Origin of the sequence: Pseudomonas sp. N2-3-1-14, assembly GCF_041228395.1 — a bacterium.
Taxonomy (GTDB): Bacteria; Pseudomonadota; Gammaproteobacteria; order Pseudomonadales; family Pseudomonadaceae; genus Aquipseudomonas.
Genome location: NZ_CP166199.1, coordinates 2,146,720 through 2,168,396 on the forward strand (window position 1 = coordinate 2,146,720; position 21,677 = coordinate 2,168,396).

Sequence of the window (21,677 nt, forward strand, 5' to 3'; positions counted from 1 at the left end):
CAGAATGATGTCTATATGATGACACTCCGAGGAGCATTCACATTAAACTGCCATCATTTACTGCTTGGCCACCTGCTTGCTGATCTTCAGGTAGTCGAGCAGGATCCGGCCTGTTTCAGACAGGTAGGCGTCGTCTTCCGGCTTGGTTTTTTCCGGCTCGGTCGGCAGCGCATCTTCATCTTCTTTCTTCAGTTCCTTGAGCGGGTCTTCGCCTTTGGCCTTGCGGCGGGCGTTTTCCAGTACCAGTTGCTGATTTTCGATGCTGGTGTGCTGCGCACGGCGATCGGCTTCGTTGAGGCTGACGGTTTTCTCTTCCATCAGCTTCTTGGCCAGGGCCAGTTTGTCGCGGATGAACACAAACTCGGCATCCTTGGCGGAGCGCGCGTCATGGTCAGCCTTCAACTGCGTCAGGAACGGTTTGAACGGGTCCGACGCCGGCTTGATCGCAGGGCGGATGGTGTCCCACGGCATGGCTTCAGGCAGGGCGCTCTCGCCGATTTCCTTGGTGTCGATGATCGACGGGAAGTCGACATCCGGCAGCACGCCCTGATGCTGGGTGCTCTGTCCGGAAACCCGGTAGAACTTGGCCAGGGTCAGTTTCAGCTCGCCATGGTTGAGCGGCTGAATGGTCTGCACGGTGCCTTTACCGAAGGTCTGGCCGCCGATGATCAGCGCACGGTGGTAGTCCTGCATCGCACCGGCGAAAATCTCCGAGGCCGAAGCCGAGAGACGGTTGACCAGCAGCGCCATCGGCCCTTTGTAGAAGGCACCCGGGTTCTCGTCTTCAAGCACGTCGACGCGGCCGTCAGCGTTGCGTACCAACACGGTCGGGCCTTTGTCGATAAACAGGCTGGTCAGCTCGGTGGCTTCCTGCAGGGAACCGCCGCCGTTGTTGCGCAGATCGATCACTACGCCGTCGACTTTGTCCTTCTGCAGCTCGGTCAGGATTTTCTTCACGTCGCGGGTGGTGGACTTGTAGTCCGGATCACCGGCACGAAACGCTTTGAAGTCCAGGTAGAAGGCCGGGATCACAATCACGCCGAGCTTGTAATCCTTGCCATCCTGCTTGAGGTTGAGGATCTGCTTCTGCACGGCCTGGTCTTCAAGCTTCACCGCTTCACGGGTGATGGACACGATCTTGCTGGTCTGGTCGTTCGGCGCATTGGTGTGCGGAATCACTTCCAGGCGCACCACGCTGCCTTTCGGCCCGCGGATCAGCTTGACCACTTCGTCCAGACGCCAGCCGACTACGTCGACCATCTCTTTGTCGGCCTGGGCCACGCCGATGATCTTGTCGGCCGGAGCAACCTGCTTGGTCTTGTCTGCCGGACCTGCCGGCACCAGACGCACGATCTTGACCTGGTCATTGTCGCTTTGCAGGACGGCACCGATGCCCTCCAGCGACAGACTCATGTTGATATCAAAGTTTTCCGCGTTATCTGGCGACAGATAATTGGTGTGCGGGTCGTAGGACATTGCGAAGGTGTTGATGTAGGCCTGGAAGATATCTTCGGCACGGGTCTGGTCCAGACGTGCCAGCTGATTCTTGTAGCGCTTGGTCAACAGCTCTTGAATGGCCTTGGGCTCTTTGCCGGCGATCTTCAAGCGCAGCACTTCGTCCTTGACGCGTTTGCGCCACAGGTCGTCAAGGGCGGCGCTGCTGGTCAGCCAAGGCGCGTCCTTGCGATCCACCAGAAGGGTTTCCTTCTGGGTGAAGTCGAGCTTGTCGACGCCTTTGTCCAGCTCAGCCAGGGCGAAGTCCAGACGCGCTTTGACACGGTCCAGGTAACGCTTGTAGATGGTGAAGCCGGGCTGCAGGTCGCCGCTTTTGAGGAAGTCGTCGAACTGGGTCTTCCACTTGTCGAACTCAGCGATATCGCTGGCCAGGAAGTAGCTGCGCGACGGATCCAGCAGCTTGAGGTAGCTGTCGTAGATGATCACCGAGCGCGCGTCGTCCAGTGGCGGCTTGCTGTAGTGATGACGCTTGAGCAACTCGACGACGTTAAGGCTTGCAATCACCTCATCGCGATCAGGCTGAAGGTTGTCCCAGCTGTTGGCTGCGAACGTATTGGTCGACATCGACGCGAAGCCGAGACCAATGAAAAAAGCGAGGGCGGTGCTGGGGAACAGATGCTTCATGCTGATTCGACGCGGGGGCAATTGATAACGCATATTAGGCCGTCTTTGAGGGAGCCGGTTCCATATGATCCGGTCGCATAATGCAAAAAGCCCGGCGCTACAGCTACGGGCTCAGTCCAGACTCACTATGGAGGCACTGTGAAAGCATTGCAAGGCGTTGAAGGTCATGTGGAGTGGCTGACAGAACCCAGCCCTACCTGCGATGTAGGCCAAGTTCGCATTCGTGTGGCGGCTGCGGGCCTTAATCGCGCCGATTTATTACAGCGCGCCGGGCTCTATCCGCCGCCGCCTGGTGCCAGCCACGTGCTGGGTCTTGAGTGCTCCGGGGTCATCAGTGAGGTCGGGCCGGGGTCGTCCTGGCAGGTCGGTGACCGCGTCTGCGCATTGCTCGCCGGTGGCGGCATGGCCGAAGAAGTGGTGGTGGATGCGCGCCACGTCCTGCCGGTGCCGGAAGGCTTGTCGCTGACCGAAGCGGCGGCATTGCCTGAGGTGTACAGCACCGCGTGGCTGAATTTGTTCCAGCTGGCGGGCCTCAAGCCCGGCGAAAAAGTCTTGCTGCATGCCGGCGCCAGTGGCGTGGGCTCGGCGGGGATCCAGCTGTGCAAGGCGTTTGGCAGCCCGTGCTGGGTCAGCGTCGGCTCGGCGCAGCGCCTGGCGTACTGCGAGGCACTCGGTGCCCAGGGCGGCGTGGTACGTACTGACGGCATTGAAGGGCTAAGCGATTTCGGGCCGTTCGATGTGATCCTTGACCCGGTGGGTGGCAACTACGCCGCGCTGGACCTCAAGCTGCTGGCCCTGGACGGCCGTTGGGTATTGATCGGCTTGATGGGCGGGCGCGATGCGCAGCTCGACCTGGCGCAGGTGCTGGGCAAGCGCATTCAGTTGCTCGGCTCGACTCTGCGCAGCCGCAGCGATCAGTTCAAGGCGGACTTGTTCAGTGACTTGAGCCAGCATGTATGGCCGCTGTTTGCCGAGGGACGCTTGAGCCCGCAACTGGCCAAGACCTTCCCGATCAAGGATGCCGAGGCGGCGTTTGCTGAGTTGGCGAGCAATCAGATTTCGGGGAAATTGGTGTTGGTGATTGACGAGACGTTGGCCTGATCTCAAGTTGAAATGCAGTGAGTGTGGGAGCTGGCTTGCCTGCGATAGCGGTGCCTCAGTGAAGAATGTTTCATCTGGTACACCGCTATCGCAGGCAAGCCAGCTCCCACCGTTGATTGCATTTCAATTAAATAGAGTCACACCCAGTGATGAATCGGCCAACCGGCCTTTTGCGCATGTTCACGCAACACCGGATCCGGATTCACCACCTGCGGGTGATCCACTTTCAGCAGCAACGGCAAATCATTGCGTGAATCCGAGTAGAAATACGCGCCGTCCAATGTCTCGCCTTCCTGCTCCAGCCATTCCAGCAACCGCGTGATCTTGCCTTCACGGTACGTCAGCACGCCCACGGTATGGCCGCTGTACACGCCATGGCTGACATCCAGGTCGATGCCCAGCACTTCATCAATACCGATACGTGCCGCAATCGGTTTGACCAAGTGAGTGCCCGACGCGGAAATCACCAGAATCCGGTCGCCATTCGCGCGGTGGCGGGCGATGGTCTTGGTGGCGTCGCTGTAGATCAGCGGCTCGATGACGTCCTCGACCCATGGCTCTACCAGGTGCTCGATCTCTTCCGGCGTGCGGCCGATCATTGGCTCCAGGCTGAAGTCCATGAAGTCTTCCATGCGCAGCTTGCCCTGGCCGTAGGCGTCCATCAGTTCGTTGTTCTTGCGCATGAATGACTCAGGGTCGACCCAGCCCAGGCGGCCCATCTGCTCGCTCCACAGCGTGGCGCAGTCGCCGTGGATCAAGGTGTCGTCCAAATCAAAAATTACCAATGCCATCCGTCATGCTCTCTGAAATAAATCGTGGCGTCAGGCTACTTCACACAGCGCACTGGGGTCGATGGAAAGTGCCAGGCGCTGGCCATCCGGGTGCAGGTCGTCGGCAGAACGGTTGAGCACATCCACCACCAATTCCACGCCGCGTGCCTCGATGCGGTAGCGAATCACGTTGCCTAGCAGGCTGTGGCTGCGCACCAGTGCGTCCAGTTCGCCGCTGCGGCTCAGTTCGATGGCCTCCGGGCGAATCGCAATGCGCCCACTGATCGGGCGCTGCAGCAATTGGCTGGCCTTGTCGGCGTCGAGCAGGTTGTAGTTGCCGATGAAACCGGCGGCGAACACATCCACCGGCGCGGTGTAGAGCGTCTCGGCATCACCGCTCTGCACGATCTTGCCCTGGTTCATCAGGAAGATGCGGTCGGACATGGTCAGGGCTTCTTCTTGGTCATGGGTGACGAAAATCGTGGTCAGCCCCAATTCGCGCTGAATCTGCCGGATTTGCTCGCGCAGGTGCTTGCGGATCCGCGCGTCCAGCGCCGACAGTGGCTCATCGAGCAGCAACAGGCGTGGGCGGGTCACCAGCGAGCGGGCGAGGGCCACGCGCTGGCACTGGCCACCGGACATTTGATGCGGGTAGCGGCCGGCGAGATCCTTGAGCTCCACCAGTTGCAGCACTTCCTGCACGCGCTTGTGGCTGTCGTCGGCGTTGACCTTTTGCATGCGCAGGCCGAAGGCAACGTTCTGCTCCACGGTCATGTTGGGGAACAGCGCATAGCTTTGGAACACCATGCCGATGTGGCGTTTCTGCGGGCTGAGGGGAACGATGTCCTGGCCATCCAGCAGAATTTTGCCGCTGTCCACCGACGTGAGGCCGGCGATGCAACGCAGCAAAGTCGACTTGCCGCAACCGGACGGGCCGAGCAGGGTGACGAATTCGCCCTTGGCGATCTCGCAGTTGATGTCACTGAACACCGGGGTGCCGGCGTAGCCTTTTTGCAGGTGTTGGACGCTGACGAAGCTCATTGGCTTTTGTCCTTGTTCAAGATATTGGCGGCCCAGGTCAGCACCAGCACAAAGAAGAAATAGGAAATGACGACAGCACTGGTGAAGTGGCCGCTGCTGTTGCGCATGTTGTTGAGGTACACCTGCAGGGTTTCGTAGCGGGTGCCCACCAGGATGTTGGCGAACACGAACTCACCGAACAGGAACGAGAACGACAGCAGCAGCGCCACCATCAAGCCCTTGCGCAGGTTCGGCAGCACCACCAGGATTGCTGCCTGCCAAGTGCTCGCGCCGAGCAATTGCGAGGCGTCCATCAGGTCGCGCAGGTTGATCGCTTGCAGGTTGTTGGTGATCGCGCGGTACATGAACGGCAGGGCCACGGTGAAGTAGCAGCCGATCAGAATCCACGGCGTGCCCACCATCGCCAGCGGCCCGGAACCGTAGAGTTGCAGCAGGCCCACCGACGACACCACCGGCGGCACCGCGAAGGGCAGCAGGATGAGGATGTTCATCAGCGCATCGAGCCGAGGGAAGTGGTAATGCACCACGAACAGCAGCGGCAGAATCAGCACCACCGACAGGATCAGCGCACCCACGCACACCAGCAGCGATTGGCCAAAGGCGGCCAGAAAGCGTGGGTCGCTCCACAGTTGCACATACCATTTCACCGTGAAGCCGGCGGGCAGGATCGTCGCTGACCAACTGCTGGCAATCGAGTAGACAAAGGTGCCCACCAGCGGCAACACCAAAATCGCAAACAACAGGTACACCACTACGCGATGGTAGAGGGAGGCCGAGCCGGCTTCAGCGCGAGACATGGTAGCTCCTCTTGAGCAGCAGTTGATGAACCACGGTGACCACGGTCATCAGCGCCACCAGCACCACGGCCAGGGCACTGGCCATGTTCGGGTCCAGGGAAATATCACCGGAGACCATCGCCGCGATGCGAATCGGCAGCACGTTGAAGTTGCCGGTGGTCAACGCGTACACCGTGGCATAGGCGCCGAGCGCATTGGCCAGCAGGATCACGAAAGTGCCGAGCAGCGCAGGGGTCAGCACCGGCAAGCCGATGTGCCGCCAGAACTGCCAGCCGCTGGCGCCCAGCAGCGAGGCCGACTCGCGCCAGTCTTCACGCAACGCATCGAAGGCCGGGTAGAGCAGCAGCACGCCCAATGGAATCTGAAAATAGGTGTACAGAATGATCAGGCCGGTTTTGGAATACAGGTTGAAGTCCTGAATGATCCCGGCCTGCTTGAGCATGATCGTGATGCTGCCGTTGAAGCCCAGCAGGATGATGAAGGCGAAGGCCAGCGGCACGCCGGCAAAGTTGCTGGTCATGTTGGCGAAGGCGGTGACGAAATTGCGCAACGGCCCATCGACGCGGCGCAACGAATAGCTGCCGAGCACCGAGATGATGATGCCGAACACGCTGGAGTAGAAGCTGATCTCCAGGCTGTACTGGATGGCTTGCAGGTAGAACTTCGAACTGAAGATCTTGATGAAGTTGGCCACGCCCCAGCCGGACTCCTCCGATTGCAGGCTGTTGATCAACACCCACACCAGCGGGGCGATTTCAAACACGATAAAGAACAGCGCAAAGGGCACCAGGCACAGGATCGCCAGCCATTTGCCACGGGTTAGGGAATTCACTTCAACAGCTCCCGGCATACAGGTTTGTCGTGGGGCACACCGAGCAGTTCGCAGACAGTGCCGCACAGTTCGGTTTGCTTGGGGGTAGCGGCAGGGTCGAAGTTGAAGGCCGAGCCCAGCACGAACAGCGGCACTTCACGCTCCTCGGGCAGCAGGCCGTTGTGCGAGCGATCGTTGTTCATGCCGTGGTCGGCGGTCACCAGCACCTGGTAGCCGGCGTCGAGCCAGCCTTGCAGGTAATCGGCGAGGATGATGTCGGCCGAGCGTGCGCTGTTGCGGTATTGCGAGGTATCGAGGCCATGCTTGTGGCCGGCGTCATCGATGTTCATCGGGTGCACCACGAGGAAGTTCGGCGCGTGTTTGCGGCGCAGGCTTTCGGCGTCGGCGAACAGGTGCGAATCCGGGTAGTGGTCATTCCAGTAGAAATGCCCGTGCTGGATCGCCAGCGCCGTGTCGTCGGTATGGCGATCACGTGCGGCAATAAAGGGCGTGCGGTTATACAACTCGCTGACCCAGTGGTAAGCCGCCGCCGCTGTGGTGAGGCCGGCGTCGGTGGCGTAATGGAAAATGCTGCGCTGGTTGGACAGGCGCGAGACATGGTTGTGGACGATGCCGCTGTCGATCGGGGGCACGCCGGTGAGGATGCATTCATACAACGGCCGGGACAGGGCCGGCAGTTCACAGTCCAGTTTGTAAAGCGCTGCGCGTCCTGCGCCGATATAGGCCTGGAGATGCCCCATGGCATGTCGGGCAACCTCGTAGTTCAGGCCGTCGAGCACCACAAGGATGACGTTGTGCTTCATAGGGGCTGGGGCTCCGCGACGGATTAATCTTGGCTCGGTTTTCTTGGAGGAACCGGGTAAAAATGTGGGAGCGGGCTTGCTCGCGAAAGCAGTGTGTCAGGCAGCACTTCTTTCACTGAACCACCGCTTTCGCGAGCAAGCCCGCTCCCACACAAGCCGCTTCCACATTGGATCTCCAGTGGAGAGCCAATGTGGGTTGAAGCCTTACTGCATATTGATGATGACTTCTTCCTGCCACTTCTGCGGCAGTGCCTTGGAGGTCTTCTCCCAAGCATCGGCATCCTTGATCGGCGTGACTTTCTTGTATTGCTCGTTCGGCAGCAGCTTGGCCTGCACGTCAGCCGGCAAGGTCAAGTGCTCGGCACGGATCGGACGGGCGTTGCCGCGCGCCAGGTTGGTCTGGCCGGCGTCGCTGAAGATGTACTCACGGGTCAGCTTGGCGGCGTTCGGGTGCTTGGCGTATTTGTTGATGATGGTGGTGTAGCCGGAAATCACCGAGCCGTCCGATGGGATCAGCACCACGTAGTCATCCGGGTTGGCCATCTTGGCTTTGTAGCTCAGGCCGTTGAAGTCCCAGACCACGCCCACTTCGACTTCGCCTTTTTCCATGGTGGCGATGGTCGGGTTGGCCAGCGACAGGCGGCCTTGCTTGGCGATGTCGGCAAACATCAGCAGCGCAGGCTGGATGTTCTTCTCGTCGCCACCGTTGGCCAGGGCTGCCGCGAGCACGCCGTTGGCGGCCTGGGCGGCGGTGCTCACGTCACCGATGGAAACCTTGTATTTGCCGGTTTTCAAGTCAGCCCAGCTTGTTGGAGCTTCGGAGCCGTGCAGCAGCTTTTTATTAACGATAAAGGCGATGGTGCCGGTGTAGGCCAGGGCCCAGTTGCCGTCTTTATCTTTTGCCCAGTCCGGCACTTGCGCCCAGGTGCTCGGCTTGTACGGTTGGGCCACGCCCTGTTTCACCGCAATCGGGCCGAAGGCGGCGCCGACGTCACCGATATCGGCGCTGGCGTTGTCTTTCTCGGCGGCGAACTTGGCGATTTCCTGGGCCGAGCTCATGTCGGTGTCGATGTGCTTGAGGCCGTAGGTCTTGGCCAGGTCTTCCCAAGTGCCTTTCCAGTTGGCCCAGTCATCGGGCATGCCGACGCTGTTGACGGCGCCTTCGGCTTTCGCGGCAGCTTCCAGAGTCTTTAGATCGGTATCAGCAGCCATGGCGGCGGTGCACATGGCAATGGTCGAGCCTAACAGTGATGCCAGGAAAAGCTTTTTCATCCGAAGCTCCTTTGGGCGTTTTCAACGCGGCGTTTTTATGAACGTTTGCGGTGGTGTTGGTCTAGGTCAGAGCAATACCTGAGCCAATCTAGGCTCGGTGCATGACAGTTTCATGTCGATGTCGTTTTTAAATCGCTTTTATCGCGCAGTGCAGGCTTAGCGTAGACCATGCTCAAGTGCCCGCAGGACCTGGACTTGGCCGATGTATTGCAGGGTGTGGTGCAGGGCGCGGACAGGGACTGTCATCTGTCGGTCATCTGTAATGCCTAGGCTGGCAAGCAGAAGCAAAAGCCCATTTACGGAGCGGTATGTGCACCTGAACGGTGCTGGTCTAGTCCAGATAGGTAACGTTGATGCGTGATGAGGCAATCAAGGCGGTGACATCCATCGGCCTGGCGCTGCAAGAGCAGATCGACCACGGCCTGTTGCCGCCCGCGAGTAAATTGCCCGCCGAGCGCAAGCTCAGCGAGTTGTTTGGTACCACTCGCATTACCGTGCGGGAAGCCTTGTTACAGCTGGAAGCCCAAGGGCAGATTTACCGTGAAGAGCGCCGTGGCTGGTTTGTCTCGCCGCCACGGCTGGCCTACAACCTGATGCAACGCAGCCACTTCCACGCGATGGTTGGGGATCAGGGCCGGGTGGCGTCCACCGAAGTGATTTCTGCGCGGCTGCAACCGGCGTCGGCGGCGGTGTGTGCGTGGTTGCAGTTGCCGGCGCTGTCGAGTGTGATCCAGATCTGCCGAGGCCGGCGCATTGATGGGCGCCTGGTGTTGTATGTGGAGCACTACCTGAACCCGCAGTATTTTCCGGGGATTCTGGCGTGTGATCTGAATCAGTCGATGACCGAACTGTATGCGCGCAAGTACGACCTGCACTATGGCCGCGTGCGCTTTGAAATCGTACCGACGTCACTGCCAGTGGAAGCCGCCGCCGCGTTGCGCGTGTCGGTGGGCAGCCCGGGGTTGCGCATTGCTCGGGTCAACTATGACCAGCACCAGCGGTTGATCGACTGCGACCTGGAGTTCTGGCGCCATGATGCGATTCATGTAGGTGTGGATGTGGTGTAACCCGGTGGCTGGCAGGTTGGGTGTGGCGAGCAGGCTTGCCCTGCGTTGGGCTGCGAAGCAGGCCCACAGGCTGCAAAGGGGATTTGCCTGAAAGAAACGTGGTGGTTTTATTGGGGCTGCTTCGCAGCCCAACGCGGGGCAAGCCCGCTCGCCACAACACGCGTGCGGTCAGTCCGGCATCAGCGTCTTGGGCGGCATGATGCGATTCATGTGGGGGGGATGTGGTGTGACTTGGTGGCTGGTGGGTTTGGTGTGGCGAGCAGGCTTGCCCTGCGTTGGGCTGCGACGGGGATTTGTCTGAAAGGAACGCGGTGGCTTTATTGGGGCTGCTTCGCAGCCCAACGCGGGGCAAGCCCGCTCGCCACACAAGCCTGCTCGCCACAACATGCCCGCTGTCAGTCAGGCGTCAGCGTCTTGATCACCTGATCCACATTGGTCTCCAGCTCCGCTACCGGGTCGGTACCGTCGACGTTCAACACCAATAGCTGCGCACCCGATGCCGTCACTGCTGCTTTCACCGCTTCGCTCGGTTGACGATGGTGCAGCACCACGGCCACGTCGCTGTCTTTCAAACTGGCGGTTAACCCCTGTAGCGCTTCGGGCGTCCAGTCTGCGTCCGGCCGTGCATCGGTGCTGACCACTTCCAGGTTCAAACTGCTGACCAGGTACGCAAAGTGATCGCTCAGGCTGACCACGCTCAGGTTATCGGCCTGCGCCAGTCGCGCTTCGCTGTCGGCGTTGAGTTTGAGCAGGCGTTGCTTGAGGGCGGCGAGGTTGGCATCAATCGTCGGTTTGGCATTCGGCGCCAGCCGGCTCAGGTCGGCGGCCATCACATCGGCCATGCGCCCCATATTGTTGCTTGACTGCCAGGGTTGGCTATTCAGCCCGTCGGTGCTGCCTGGTTGCACGGCAATGCCCGGCAGGCCGCCGTCCACCGGGCGCGCAGCGTCGATTTCAACGATGCGGATATTGCTGCGCCGCGCCACCGGATACAGCGGGTCATCCGGCCACAACGAGCGCAGGCCGATGGCGGCGTCGGCGTCCAGTGCCAGGCTATTCAACGCGGGTGCGCCACGGCCGGTGAAATAAGACACTTGCCGCGAGCCGGGCAAATTGGCGGGGGCGGCGCGTTCCAGTTTCACGCCGGTGCCTTTGAGCAGCACCTCGGCCAAGCCGTAAGTGATGGGCAGCGAGGCCAGCACCTTGAGCGGCTTGGTGGTCTTGGTCAGGGCGGCATGGCCGAGGCCTAGGTTGACTTTGAAGTCCCTGGGCTCAAAGCCGTCAACGGCCGCCAGCGCCGAGGTGCTGATCAAACAGGCGATGGCCAGGGCCAATGGGCGAAGTACAGGGCGCATTATCCAAGATTCCCTTTGAGGCTGGGCACGGTGCCGCGCGCGATGGCGGCGAAGGCGAAAGCGATACCGGCGACCAGAATGATCGCGGCGCCGGACGGGATAGGCAGGTCGAAGATGATCGGCAGCAAGATGCCGCACAGCGTGCTCACGGTGGCGATCACGACCGACACCCAGAAAAAACCTTTGAGCGACTGGCTCAGCAGGCGCGCCGCCGCGGCTGGAATCACCAGCAGGGCGCCCACCAGGATCGCGCCGATGACCTTGACCGCCGCCACGGTGATCAGCGTCACCAGAATCACGAACAGGTAGTCCAGGGTCTTCACCGCCACGCCGCGCACGGCAGCCAGTTGCGGGTTGAAGCTGGCCAGCATGATGCGGTTGTACAGCGGCAACGCCAGCGCCATCACCAGCGAACCCACCACGGCCAGTACCAGCAAATCATTGCCGTTGACCGTCAGCACCGAACCAAACAGCACGTTTTCCAGAATGTGCACGTTGATCTTGCCCGCCAGAATCAGCAACAGGCTCGCGCCCAACGCCAGCGACACGGAGAGGAACACGCCGATCAAGGTGTCCGGCGCCAGGCCGGTGCGGTTGCGCAGGTAATTGAGCAGGATGCCGAACAGCAGGCAGTAGCCGAACAGCGCACCATACGGCCCGGTATAGGGTTCACCTAACAGAATGCCCACGGCCACGCCGGTCAGCGCGGCATGCCCGACCGCTTCGGAGAAAAACGCGAAGCGCTTGACCACCACCAGCGTGCCCAGGCCACCCAGTACCGGGCCGATCAGCAAGCCGGCGAGCAAGGCATTGACCACAAACCCATAGGCCAGCGCTTGCGGCAGATAGCCGGAAGAGGCCCAGCCCTGGACCATCAGACTAAACGCTTCATAACTCATGGTGCCGGGCTCCGTGGGTGAGTGGAGAACAGGGTCAGCAGGCGATCGGGTGTCAGCGCCGCTTTCGGCGCGGCGTCGAACAGCACGCGACGGTTCAGGCCAGTCACACGGTCGGCCAGGCGGCCCACGGCTTCGAGGTCGTGCTCGATCCACAGCACGGTAATCCCGGCCAGGCGCCAGTCATTCAGCAGGCGTTCGAAAACCTGGATGCCGGCTTCATCGAGCGCCGACATCGGTTCATCCAGCACCAGCAGGTGCGGAGCCGGAATCAGGCCCTGGGCCAGCAACACACGCTGACGCTCGCCGCCCGACAACGCGCCCATGCGGCGTTTACGTTTGTCCTGCATGCCCACCCGCTCCAGTGCCTCGCCGATTGCCCCGGCGTAGTGCCTGGACAGGCCGAGAAACGCCGGGCGCCGTTGACACATGGCGGCCATGAAATCGTCGACGGTCATCGGCAAGCCACGGTCGAACTCCAGCGCCTGGGGGACATACCCGATGGTGCCGGGCGTGGCCTGCCAGTGCAGGCGCAAGTGGCCCTGATGCGGCATTTGCCCCAGCAGGGTCTTGATCAGCGAGCTTTTACCGCCGCCGTTCGGGCCTACCAATGCATGGATGCTGCCCGGCTCTACCTTCAAGCTCACACCGTCAAGAATGGTCGTGCGGCCCAGGGTCAGCGATACCGTGTCGAACTCGATCGTCGGGCCAATGCTGGCCACCTTCAGTTGCTCCGCCGCCGTCATGCCCCGGACTCCTGAATCGCCCGCACCACGGTGTTGAGGTTGCCGGTCATTTCCACTTCGTACTTCTCAGGCGTGTATTGGCCATAGGAAATATGCGACAGCGGGTAAAGTTTCACGCCGGATTCGCGCTGGATGGTCTCGACATAGGTGGACGGGAAATCCATCTCCGAGAAGATCACCTTCACATCCAGCGCGCGCAGTTCGTCGATGGTCTTTTTCAACTGGCTAGGGCTTGGTTCGATGCCGTGGGCGGGCTCGACCACAGCCGTGACTTCCAGGCCGAATTCGCGCAGCAGGTAGTCGTAGGCCGCATGCACGGTGGCCACGCGCAGGTCGGGGTTGGGCGCGCTGGTCAGCTTGGTCAGGGCGTCGGCGCGCATCTGGCGCAGGCGCTTGCCGTAGGCGCGGGCGTTCTGGGTATAGGTCCTGGCGTTGTCCGGGTCGAGTTTGCCCAGCTCGCGGGCGATGTTGTTGACCTGGGCAATGGATGCGCTGATCGACAGGAAGGTGTGCGGGTTGACCACCTTGCCTGCACCGCGCGCGGCATTGCCGGTGGCAGCCAGCAGTGGCACGTTGGCGTTGGCCTCGATCACCGGGATGTCCGGGCGCTCGCTGGTGGCGATCATGCGGTCGGCGAAATCGTCATGGCCGACGCCGTTGAGCACGATCACGTCGAGGGTGCCGATGCGCTTGATGTCTTCGGCGCGCGGCTCGTAGGCGTGCGGGTTGAAACCGGCCGGAATCAACGGCACCACCTCGGCCTTGTCGCCGACGATGTTGGTCACGTAGCTGTAATAAGGGTGCAGGGTGATGCCGATGCGCAGGCGTTTGGCCGCCTCGGCGTTCGCCAAAGGCGCCAGCAATAAACTGAACAGGCTGATCAGTAACAGGCGCAACAGGGGAGATGAAATAGACATGGGCACTCGGTCTTCTCGGGTCAGTGACGGTGCTGGCGCGTGACGCCGGCATCGAATTGCGCGACCACCTGCTGCCAGCCGGCCGCGATCAGCGCCTGGTCAGAGAGGTCGGAAGGGGCGGCGAGGTTGGCCTTGCGGTTGAGCCAGATATCCGGCTCGGCGCCGTGCACGCGCATCAGCAGCGAGCCGCTGGTGCTGGGCGTCTGGCTCACGCCCAAGTAGGCCGAGGGCTCCAGCAATTGCCAGCGATGGTCGCCACGGCTGACCGAACTGGCGTCCTGGGCAAACGGCGCAAACCCTTCTTCGGCCAATTGTTCAGGCGTCGGCAGGGCGCCTTGCTCCTGTTGCAGCAACTGGATTTCGTCCAGGGTCACCCGCAGGTCGGCGTAGATGCCTTGCTCGGAGGCGCTGAGGTCGCGGCGTGCATCCAGCTGGTGGCTGGGCAGCGCTGCAACTTCCTGGGTTTCACCGTGCAGGGCGACCACCGAGGCTGCCACCGCCAGGATGATCAGGCACAGCAATAGCACGTAGAGGGTTTCGTGGCCGGCACCGGCGGGGCGTACAACCTGTGTGGTGCTCATTGAGGTTGGATATCCGCTTGGTCGATTTCCACCACGTGACCGGGGCCTGCGTCAAACAGCACATAAAACTCGGCGGCGGGCTTCTTGAAAGTCAGGGTCGAGTCCTGGCCGAGCTTGCCGGGCAGCAGGATGGTTTCGTCGTAGCCGATCACGTCCAGGGTCACGCCCGGGGCGCCGCTGCCGTCGGAGAAACCGCCGGTGCACTGGATCTGCTCGCCGGGGATTTCCTTGCATTCGCACATCGGGTTGTGGGCGAAGGCGGTGGTACTGAAGCCGGCGCACAGCAACAGCGCTGCACCGGCGCGGGTCAGGCGCATCAACGTCATGGTTTGACTCCTTGCTTGTTCAGCCAGGCAATAGTGGCAGGCGAGGCCTGGCTCAGCGGGATGGAACCCTGGTGCATCGTGCCGTCCCAGCCTTCCATGGTGATCCACAGTTCGGCGTCGGCCAGCGTGCGTTCCGGCACCGGCAGGGCGGCGCCCATGCGGTACGGCGTGCCGAAGAAGATCACTCCGGCGGCGCGCAGGCTGCGGGGCTTGCCGATACGCAGGTAAGTGGCCTTGACCTGCTCGGCGCAGGTGTCGCACAGGGCGGCATTGAAAAATTTCATCGGGCCGGCCGGGTCCGGGCGCGGGCCTTCATTGCGGAATTCGGCGAGTTTCAGGCTCCAAGGCCCGACCTGCACGTCACCGACCACTCGCTCACCAATGCCGGTGTCGCCGCGAAACAACGCGGCATCGGCAAAGTACTTGGGCATGAACCCCAGCGGCACCAGCAACAGCAGGATGTTGATATGGAACCGCCATTTCAGCCAAAAGGCGCGCAGCGGCGAAGGCGGTGTTGCAGCACTGACCTTGCTCATTATTTGGCCTCCGAGGTTTCAGCCTGCCGGGCTGGAGCGGCAGCAGGCGCACGTTGGGTCTTGGCTTCGCGCTTGAGGGCATTGAGGGTCGCCAGCGCGGTGCGTTTGGTCCAGATCAGCAGGCCGCTCAACACCATCATGCTCAGCACCAGGCCGAAAAACGCCCAGATCAGCTTGATCCACAGCCCGCCAAAGTCGCCGGTGTGCAGCGGGCGCATGGATTCGGTGACGAACTCCAGCGTCGAGCGATCGGAGAGCAGGTGCGACACCGCGATTTCACCGCTGTAGGGGTTGAGTTGAGCGGTCTGGAACATCAACGGGTACCAGCCGCGCCCGCCGATTTGCAGGTGGCTGTAGGCGTTGAGCGGCAGGAACACGAATGTGGCGTCCAGCCCGGGAATGCGCTGGGTGGCGATTTCGATGGCTTCGTCCAGCGCGATCATCGGTGCCGGCACGCCGGGCGCAGACATCGGCACTTTCTCGCGGGCAATCACTGGGACGATCGGTTCGCTGGAGATGGAAATCTGGTTGTCGCCCAAAATCGCCTGGATCAAGAACCAGGTGCCGGTGATGGAAATCACCGCGATAAACCAGATCGACCAGATACCGCTGAGGCGATGGAAGTCGCCCCAGAAGATTCGCGCGCCGTGGCGGATGCGCAGGGTTGGGCGCAGAAACCCTTTCCAGAAGCGTTTGTAGACGACCAGCCCGGTTACCAGCGACGCCAGCAACGGCAGGCCGAGCGCCGAAACCAGGTACCAGCCCCAGCTGAAGCCGTTGGTGAACGGCACCAGCCACCAGCCATGCAGAGCGCGGGTAAATTGCTTGAAATCGAACGACGGGCTGATGCCTTGGATCGCCCCGGTGTACGGGTTGACGTAGACCTCCACGGAACGCCCGTCCGGGTAGCTGAGGTCGACACTCAGCGCAAAGTGCGTTTCGTCCGGACGGATGATCGATTGCACGATCACCTGGGGTTCTTCGCGCTTGATGGCGGCAATCACCTGGTCAAAGCTCAGCATTTGGGCATCATCCGACGGCTTGCTCGCGCGGATATCCGGGTTGGCCAGCCAGACGATTTCCTGGCTGACCACCGCCAGGGTGCCGGTGACGCAGACGATCAGTACAAAAAACCAGATGGGCAATGCCAGCCAGCTGTGTACGAGAAACCAGAGTTTTGAGCGTGACTTCTTCGACATGTGAATGCGGGTCTTGATCGGAGAGGGGCGAAGGAGGCCCGGAAAAGGCCGGTCGTAGCTTTTGCTGACGCGACGGGCTGTATCTAAGTTAAGACGGATGAGGTCTGGAAATCCCTAACCCGGATATGAAAGAAAATGTTTCAGGTTTCCATTCAAAGCGCTGACAGGGCCTTCATCGAACACGAAACATGTTCCAAGCCATCACCCGGTCGCCATTGATAGGGCCCAAGGGCTGCGTAGGATGGATTTATACCGTTGAGCCCGCCTCCAGAAACGTGAGCCCTGAGAAAAATGACTGCCAGAACCCTCTACGACAAACACATCGATTCCCACACGGTGTGCCCCCTGGATGACCAGGGCCATGTCCTGCTTTACATAGACCGCCAGGTGATCAACGAATACACCAGCCCCCAGGCCTTCAGCGGCCTGCGCGATGCCGGGCGTGAGGTGTGGCGCCCCGGCACGGCGCTGGCGGTGGTCGACCATGTAAACCCCACCACGCCCAAGCGCATCGCGGCGATGCCCGACGCCGGCGGGGCGCGGCAAGTTTCGTACCTGGCCGAAAACTGCCGCGATTTCGGCATCGAGCTGCTGGATATCCTCGACAAACGCCAAGGCATCGAACACGTGATTGCCCCGGAGCAGGGCTTTATCCTGCCGGGCATGGTGATCGCCGCCGGCGACAGCCACACCACCACCTACGGTGCGCTCGGCGCGTTCGGGTTTGGCATCGGCACTTCGGAAATCGAGCACCTGCTGGCCTCGCAGACGCTGGTCTACAAACGCCTGAAAAGCATGTGCGTGACGGTTGAAGGCGACCTGGCGTCAGGCCTCACGTCCAAGGACGTCATCATGGCCTTGATCGGCAAGATCGGCGCATCCGGTGCCACCGGCTACGCTATCGAATTTCGCGGTTCCACCATCGACGCGTTGAGCGTCGAGGCACGCATGACCATCTGCAACATGGCGGTCGAAGCCGGTGCGCGCGGCGCCTTCATGGCGCCGGACGAAAAAGTCTTCAGCTACCTCAAGGGCAAGCCCCGTGCGCCCAAGGGCGAGTTATGGGAGCAGGCACTGGTGGGCTGGCGCCAACTGCATTCGGACGCCGACGCCGTGTTCGACCAGGAAGTGCACCTGGATGCCCACACCCTGGAACCCATGGTCACCTGGGGCACCAGCCCCGACCAGGCTGCGCCGATTGGCGCCCGCGTGCCCGACCCGCAGGACGTCAGCGACCTGATCCTGCGCCAGGACATGCGCCGTGCCCTCAACTACATGGGCCTGGAAGCCGGCATGCCGCTGAGCGACATCGTCATCAGCCATGCGTTTATCGGCTCCTGCACCAATGCCCGCATCGAAGACCTGCGCGACGCCGCCAGCGTGGTGCGCGGCAAACACGTGGCAGAGCACGTACGGGCGATGATCGTGCCCGGCTCCACCGAGGTGCGCGACCAGGCCGAGGCCGAAGGGTTGGCGGCGATCTTTATCGACGCCGGCTTCGAATGGCGCCAGTCCGGCTGCTCGATGTGCCTGGCGATGAACGACGATGTGCTGGCCCCCGGCGACCGCTGTGCCTCCAGCACCAACCGCAACTTTGAAGGCCGCCAGGGCGCCGGCGCGCGCACGCACCTGATGAGCCCGGCAATGGTCGCCGCTGCCGCGATCACCGGCCGCCTCACTGATATTCGCCACTTTGGAGACCGTGCATGAGCCTGCAACCTTTTACTGTGGTCACCGGCAAGGCCGCGCCGATGCTGGCGGCCAATATCGACACCGACGTGATCATGCCCAAGCAGTTTCTCAAGGGCATCGACCGCAGCGGCCTGGACCGGGGGCTGTTCTTCGATCTGCGCTTTTTGGCGTCCGGCGAGCCCAACCCCGCGTTCGTGTTGAACCAGCCGGGCTGGCAGGGCGCATGCTTCATGGTCGTCGGGCCCAACTTCGGCTGCGGGTCCAGCCGCGAGCACGCGGTGTGGGGCTTGAAACAAATGGGCATTCGCGCGCTGATCGGCAGCAGTTTTGCCGGGATCTTTTATGACAACTGCCAGCGCAACGGGGTGTTGCTGATCACCCTGGACGAAGCGCTGCTGCACACACTCGCACAGGCTGTCAGCCAGGCAGACCAGGCGCAGATCAGTGTCGACCTGGAGGCTCAGCAGATTCGTCTGGCGGATGGCCAGGTCATTGCGTTCCAGATCGACACCTTGCGCAAGACCGCACTGCTGCTGGGCCTGGATGCCATTGGCAGCACGTTGCAACGCAGTGAACACATCAAAGCATTTGAACGCGAGCATTTGGCTGCCAACCCTTGGCTCAGTTGATAAACACGTAGTTATATAAGTAGCCAACACAGCGCCCTCTTTAATAAGAGGGCGTTTTTGTGTGCTATTTACTTTTCAAATAACAGTCATTAAATGCCGGCTTCGCCCATTATTACGGGGGGCGTGGCCAGTTGAAAGAATAATCCCGGAAAACCCACAAGGGTATTGGGTTGACACCCCGCAGACCATCGGCTTAAGTGGGGGCTGGCTTGGAAAGTCAGCACATTATAAGAAAGGGAACTTAATACTATGACCGTTGAGTTAGTGAGTGGTTATGTCTCTTGGGTGTCGGTGATCACGTTAATAACCTGATTGCGCGCGCTCGCCTGTAAACGATTGTCTTTGTTGCAGATATTTATGTTGTTCCGGTCCAGGAATGGCAGGCATTTATCTGCCCTTAACATAAGTTAAAACACAGAGAGTACATACTCATGTCGATTTTTGATCAGGCCACCCATCGCTCGGTGCAATGGCAAGATTGGCGCTGGCAGCAAAAGAACGCCCTGCGCGATGAACCGGCCTTGCGCATTGCCTGCGGGGGGTGGAGTGAGGAAATAACGGCGCATATCGAGCACAACTTGCAAGACCGCAAGATGCAGATCACGCCTTATTACATTGACCTGATCAAGCGCTCACTCACCAGCGGCCCGATAACCGACCATCCGCTGTGGCGCCAGGTAGTGCCGTACTGGAGCGAGCAGGTGGCGGGCGATTACGACGGAACGTCGGAGAACTGGGAACTCGGGCATGAGATGAAAACGCCCATTTGCCAGCACAAGTACGACAATCGCGTGATCCTGCGCATGACCAACACCTGCAATGCCTATTGCCAGTTCTGCTTTGAGGCACTGCGCACCTTGCAGGTCGGCACGGACAAGCCCAACGCCAGCACCGACTCATTCAAGGATTCGGTGGCGTACATCCGCAGCAACCCGGCCATTGAAGAGGTGATCCTCAGCGGCGGTGACCCGTTGATGCTGGCCGACCGCAGGCTGGAAGAAAACCTCGCGGCGTTGCGTTCGATCCGCGACGACCTGCTGATTCGAATCCATTCACGGGCGTTGAGTTTCAACCCGTTCCGGGTAACCGATGAATTGGTGGCCATGCTCAAGAAGTACAACGTCAATGCATTTGGGGTGCACGTTTGTCACCCGCTTGAACTGACGGCTGATTTTGCGGCGGCGGTTAAACGTATTCAGAGTGCCGTGCCGATAGTGTTCTCCAACATGCCATTGTTGCGCGGCGTCAATGATGATGAAGCCACCTTGCATAAACTCTTTATTGATCTTTATCGTCTGGGCGTAAAACCGTATTACTTGTATCACTTCATGCCGTTTTCGCCGGGGCGTCCGAATATAAAGCCTCGATCAGCCAGGCGATCGCTATTATGGATCGTCTCAAACGGCGCGTGTCGAACATTGCCCTGCCCGAATATGTACTGCCGCACGCACAAGGCAAGTTTACGGTGCCGTTGCTGGACTTTGAAAAGCCTGAAGACTTGCCACATTTTGAAGTGCACGACGGGCAGCGCCATTATCGTTTCCGTAATTGGGAAGGGCACTGGTGCAGTTGGCAGGATGCCTGAATCAACTCACGGAAGAGGCAACGATGGTCATGAAGCAAGAGGCGGTTCTTTTTATTGATGTCGATGACAGTGCCACGGTGCGTTACAACTACCGCGAGCCGCACTTTGCGGTCGCCCGCGCACGAGGCCTGGCCTGCTTAACCGCCGGGGTTGCGGGGCGTCATCACCTGCAGCGGCTGCGCGACGACAGTGATGAAGTGTTCCTGCTCGACGCATTAAGCGAACAGTCGATTCTGGACCTGGTGGGCCGTCTGGACGGGCGTTACCAGATTCGCGCGATTTTCTGCCAGGCCGGGCACCCGTCTGCATTGGGCGAAGTGGGTTGCATCGTTGCAAACACCTGCAAGCGCCTGGGGCTGGTGCACAGCTGTGCCGAGGCGATTGCCGCGTGCAATAACAAGTACCTGATGCGCAGCGTGTTGCAAAAACACGGGCTGCGCTCGGTGCCGTATGCACTGTGCAATAACGAGCAGGCGCTTCAAGCCGGCGCCGAGCGGGTGGGCTATCCGCTCATTGCCAAACCGCCTTTTGGCGGTGCGTCGGCCTTTGTCAGGAAGTGCTCCAACTGGGCCCAGTTGCGCAGCCATTACGCGCAGTTCGTGAGCGGCCACGGCGCGGCGGCTTACGCGGATTTCTACGGTTGCGCGCACCGTTTGCCGGCAGTCGACGGGCAGGCACGCGAGTACATTCCGGGGCGTAGCATCCTGCTCGAAGGCTACATCCCAGGCATTGAAGGCAGCGTGGAGTGCGTGGTTGTCGGCGAGCGCATCCATGCGCTGCTGATCAACGAGAAACTCATGCTGACCGAGCGCAGCGGCACCGTGTTGGAGAACCTGCTGATTTCTCCGCCGACCTCTTTCACGGCCGAGCAGTGCGAGCAGATCCGCACGTACGCCATGGCATGCCTGCGCGCGGTCGGGCTGACCAACGCGGTGGTGCATTTTGAATTTCGCATGACCGATCAAGGCCCCGTGGTCATTGAGATCAACCCGCGCGTGGGCGGGCTGTATGTCAACGCGGCGTTCCGAGACCTGGCCGCGATCAATCCGTACCAACTGTATCTGTCGCTGCTGCTGGGCGAGCCGGACGTTAACGCGCAACTGGAGGCTGGCGCGCACAAAGTCGCCAACGGCAACCAGCACTACGCGATGCTGGCGATTTACCCGGAGCACAGTGGCCGCTTCAAGGGGATCGAGGGCGTGCAGTTTCTCGATCATCACGCCGCGGTGCTGGAGTACGCGCAACTGGACGCCGGCCACTGCCTCGACGCCGATATCGAGGAGCACTATTTGCTCAAGTGCTGGGCCAAGGTCGACGGTGCCGCCGACGCTCACGCCGTGCATGACGCGATCAGGCACAACCTGCACGTGATCATCGAGGATAAGGTTTAGCG

21 protein-coding genes are annotated in these 21,677 nt (G+C 60.9%); 6 read left to right on the forward strand and 15 right to left on the reverse strand.

What is annotated here, in order from left to right:
* Nucleotides 1-57 precede the first annotated feature (57 nt).
* Nucleotides 58-2,139, reverse strand: coding sequence for a carboxy terminal-processing peptidase (locus AB5I78_RS10045; RefSeq protein WP_242193608.1), 2,082 nt, complete (start codon nucleotides 2,137-2,139; stop codon nucleotides 58-60).
* Between the two features lie 138 nt (nucleotides 2,140-2,277).
* Between AB5I78_RS10045 and AB5I78_RS10050 the strand changes: the two genes are divergently transcribed.
* Nucleotides 2,278-3,240: a zinc-binding dehydrogenase gene (locus tag AB5I78_RS10050; RefSeq protein ID WP_369302632.1), complete on the forward strand. Its 963-nt coding sequence runs from the start codon at nucleotides 2,278-2,280 to the stop codon at nucleotides 3,238-3,240.
* A 137-nt stretch (nucleotides 3,241-3,377) separates the two neighbouring features.
* Here the strand turns inward: AB5I78_RS10050 and AB5I78_RS10055 are convergent, their stop codons facing one another.
* The 6 genes from AB5I78_RS10055 to AB5I78_RS10080 form a co-directional block, all read right to left on the reverse strand.
* Nucleotides 3,378-4,031 carry an HAD family phosphatase gene (locus AB5I78_RS10055; protein ID WP_145165955.1) on the reverse strand — a complete coding sequence of 218 codons (654 nt, stop codon included), beginning with the start codon at nucleotides 4,029-4,031 and terminating at the stop codon, nucleotides 3,378-3,380.
* A 30-nt stretch (nucleotides 4,032-4,061) separates the two neighbouring features.
* Nucleotides 4,062-5,051 carry an ABC transporter ATP-binding protein gene (locus AB5I78_RS10060; protein WP_065901349.1) on the reverse strand — a complete coding sequence of 330 codons (990 nt, stop codon included), beginning with the start codon at nucleotides 5,049-5,051 and terminating at the stop codon, nucleotides 4,062-4,064.
* Nucleotides 5,048-5,848, reverse strand: coding sequence for an ABC transporter permease (locus AB5I78_RS10065; protein ID WP_106580568.1), 801 nt, complete (start codon nucleotides 5,846-5,848; stop codon nucleotides 5,048-5,050). The genes AB5I78_RS10060 and AB5I78_RS10065 overlap by 4 nt, the downstream gene beginning before the upstream one ends.
* Nucleotides 5,835-6,698, reverse strand: coding sequence for an ABC transporter permease subunit (locus AB5I78_RS10070; protein WP_277933486.1), 864 nt, complete (start codon nucleotides 6,696-6,698; stop codon nucleotides 5,835-5,837). The genes AB5I78_RS10065 and AB5I78_RS10070 overlap by 14 nt, the downstream gene beginning before the upstream one ends.
* Nucleotides 6,677-7,483, reverse strand: a complete 807-nt coding sequence (locus AB5I78_RS10075) for an alkaline phosphatase family protein (RefSeq protein ID WP_145165953.1) — start codon at nucleotides 7,481-7,483, stop codon at nucleotides 6,677-6,679. Before AB5I78_RS10075 ends, AB5I78_RS10070 begins: the two co-directional genes overlap by 22 nt.
* Before the next feature lie 204 nt (nucleotides 7,484-7,687).
* Nucleotides 7,688-8,755, reverse strand: a complete 1,068-nt coding sequence (locus AB5I78_RS10080; RefSeq protein WP_106580571.1) for an ABC transporter substrate-binding protein — start codon at nucleotides 8,753-8,755, stop codon at nucleotides 7,688-7,690.
* Between the two features lie 353 nt (nucleotides 8,756-9,108).
* On the opposite strand from AB5I78_RS10080, the gene AB5I78_RS10085 reads away from it, so the two are divergent.
* A complete protein-coding gene (locus tag AB5I78_RS10085) occupies nucleotides 9,109-9,822 on the forward strand; it encodes a UTRA domain-containing protein (RefSeq protein ID WP_145165952.1) in 714 nt (237 codons plus the stop codon).
* Nucleotides 9,823-10,217: 395 nt separating this feature from the next.
* On the opposite strand, the gene AB5I78_RS10090 is transcribed toward AB5I78_RS10085, so the two are convergent.
* From AB5I78_RS10090 to AB5I78_RS10125, 8 genes are read right to left on the reverse strand one after another with little or no spacing between them, the layout of a single operon-like run.
* Nucleotides 10,218-11,177, reverse strand: coding sequence for a metal ABC transporter solute-binding protein, Zn/Mn family (locus AB5I78_RS10090; RefSeq protein ID WP_369302631.1), 960 nt, complete (start codon nucleotides 11,175-11,177; stop codon nucleotides 10,218-10,220).
* Complete coding sequence (locus tag AB5I78_RS10095) at nucleotides 11,177-12,076, reverse strand: metal ABC transporter permease (RefSeq protein ID WP_369302630.1); 900 nt, start codon at nucleotides 12,074-12,076, stop codon at nucleotides 11,177-11,179. The genes AB5I78_RS10090 and AB5I78_RS10095 overlap by 1 nt, the downstream gene beginning before the upstream one ends.
* Nucleotides 12,073-12,819, reverse strand: a complete 747-nt coding sequence (locus tag AB5I78_RS10100; protein ID WP_369302629.1) for a metal ABC transporter ATP-binding protein — start codon at nucleotides 12,817-12,819, stop codon at nucleotides 12,073-12,075. Before AB5I78_RS10100 ends, AB5I78_RS10095 begins: the two co-directional genes overlap by 4 nt.
* The gene (locus AB5I78_RS10105) at nucleotides 12,816-13,736 is read right to left on the reverse strand and encodes a metal ABC transporter substrate-binding protein (RefSeq protein WP_369302628.1); all 921 of its coding nucleotides are present in this window, start codon (nucleotides 13,734-13,736) and stop codon (nucleotides 12,816-12,818) included. Before AB5I78_RS10105 ends, AB5I78_RS10100 begins: the two co-directional genes overlap by 4 nt.
* A gap of 20 nt (nucleotides 13,737-13,756) precedes the next feature.
* Complete coding sequence (locus AB5I78_RS10110) at nucleotides 13,757-14,317, reverse strand: DUF6162 family protein (RefSeq protein WP_369302627.1); 561 nt, start codon at nucleotides 14,315-14,317, stop codon at nucleotides 13,757-13,759.
* Nucleotides 14,314-14,643, reverse strand: a complete 330-nt coding sequence (locus tag AB5I78_RS10115; protein ID WP_262206512.1) for a hypothetical protein — start codon at nucleotides 14,641-14,643, stop codon at nucleotides 14,314-14,316. The genes AB5I78_RS10110 and AB5I78_RS10115 overlap by 4 nt, the downstream gene beginning before the upstream one ends.
* Nucleotides 14,640-15,179 (reverse strand): thiamine pyrophosphate-binding protein, encoded by a 540-nt coding sequence (locus AB5I78_RS10120; RefSeq protein WP_369302626.1) that lies wholly within the window; start codon nucleotides 15,177-15,179, stop codon nucleotides 14,640-14,642. The genes AB5I78_RS10115 and AB5I78_RS10120 overlap by 4 nt, the downstream gene beginning before the upstream one ends.
* Complete coding sequence (locus AB5I78_RS10125; protein WP_369302625.1) at nucleotides 15,179-16,378, reverse strand: PepSY-associated TM helix domain-containing protein; 1,200 nt, start codon at nucleotides 16,376-16,378, stop codon at nucleotides 15,179-15,181. Before AB5I78_RS10125 ends, AB5I78_RS10120 begins: the two co-directional genes overlap by 1 nt.
* 291 nt (nucleotides 16,379-16,669) lie before the next feature.
* On the opposite strand from AB5I78_RS10125, the gene leuC reads away from it, so the two are divergent.
* From leuC to AB5I78_RS10145, 4 genes are all read left to right on the forward strand, one after another.
* On the forward strand, nucleotides 16,670-18,088 hold the full coding sequence (gene leuC / locus AB5I78_RS10130; RefSeq protein WP_369302624.1) for a 3-isopropylmalate dehydratase large subunit: 1,419 nt from the start codon (nucleotides 16,670-16,672) through the stop codon (nucleotides 18,086-18,088).
* Nucleotides 18,085-18,699, forward strand: coding sequence for a 3-isopropylmalate dehydratase small subunit (gene leuD / locus AB5I78_RS10135; protein ID WP_369302623.1), 615 nt, complete (start codon nucleotides 18,085-18,087; stop codon nucleotides 18,697-18,699). The genes leuC and leuD overlap by 4 nt, the downstream gene beginning before the upstream one ends.
* Nucleotides 18,700-19,130: 431 nt before the next feature.
* Nucleotides 19,131-20,342 (forward strand): KamA family radical SAM protein, encoded by a 1,212-nt coding sequence (locus AB5I78_RS10140; RefSeq protein WP_370004447.1) that lies wholly within the window; start codon nucleotides 19,131-19,133, stop codon nucleotides 20,340-20,342.
* A complete protein-coding gene (locus AB5I78_RS10145) occupies nucleotides 20,308-21,675 on the forward strand; it encodes an acetyl-CoA carboxylase biotin carboxylase subunit family protein (protein WP_369302621.1) in 1,368 nt (455 codons plus the stop codon). The genes AB5I78_RS10140 and AB5I78_RS10145 overlap by 35 nt, the downstream gene beginning before the upstream one ends.
* Nucleotides 21,676-21,677 lie beyond the last annotated feature (2 nt).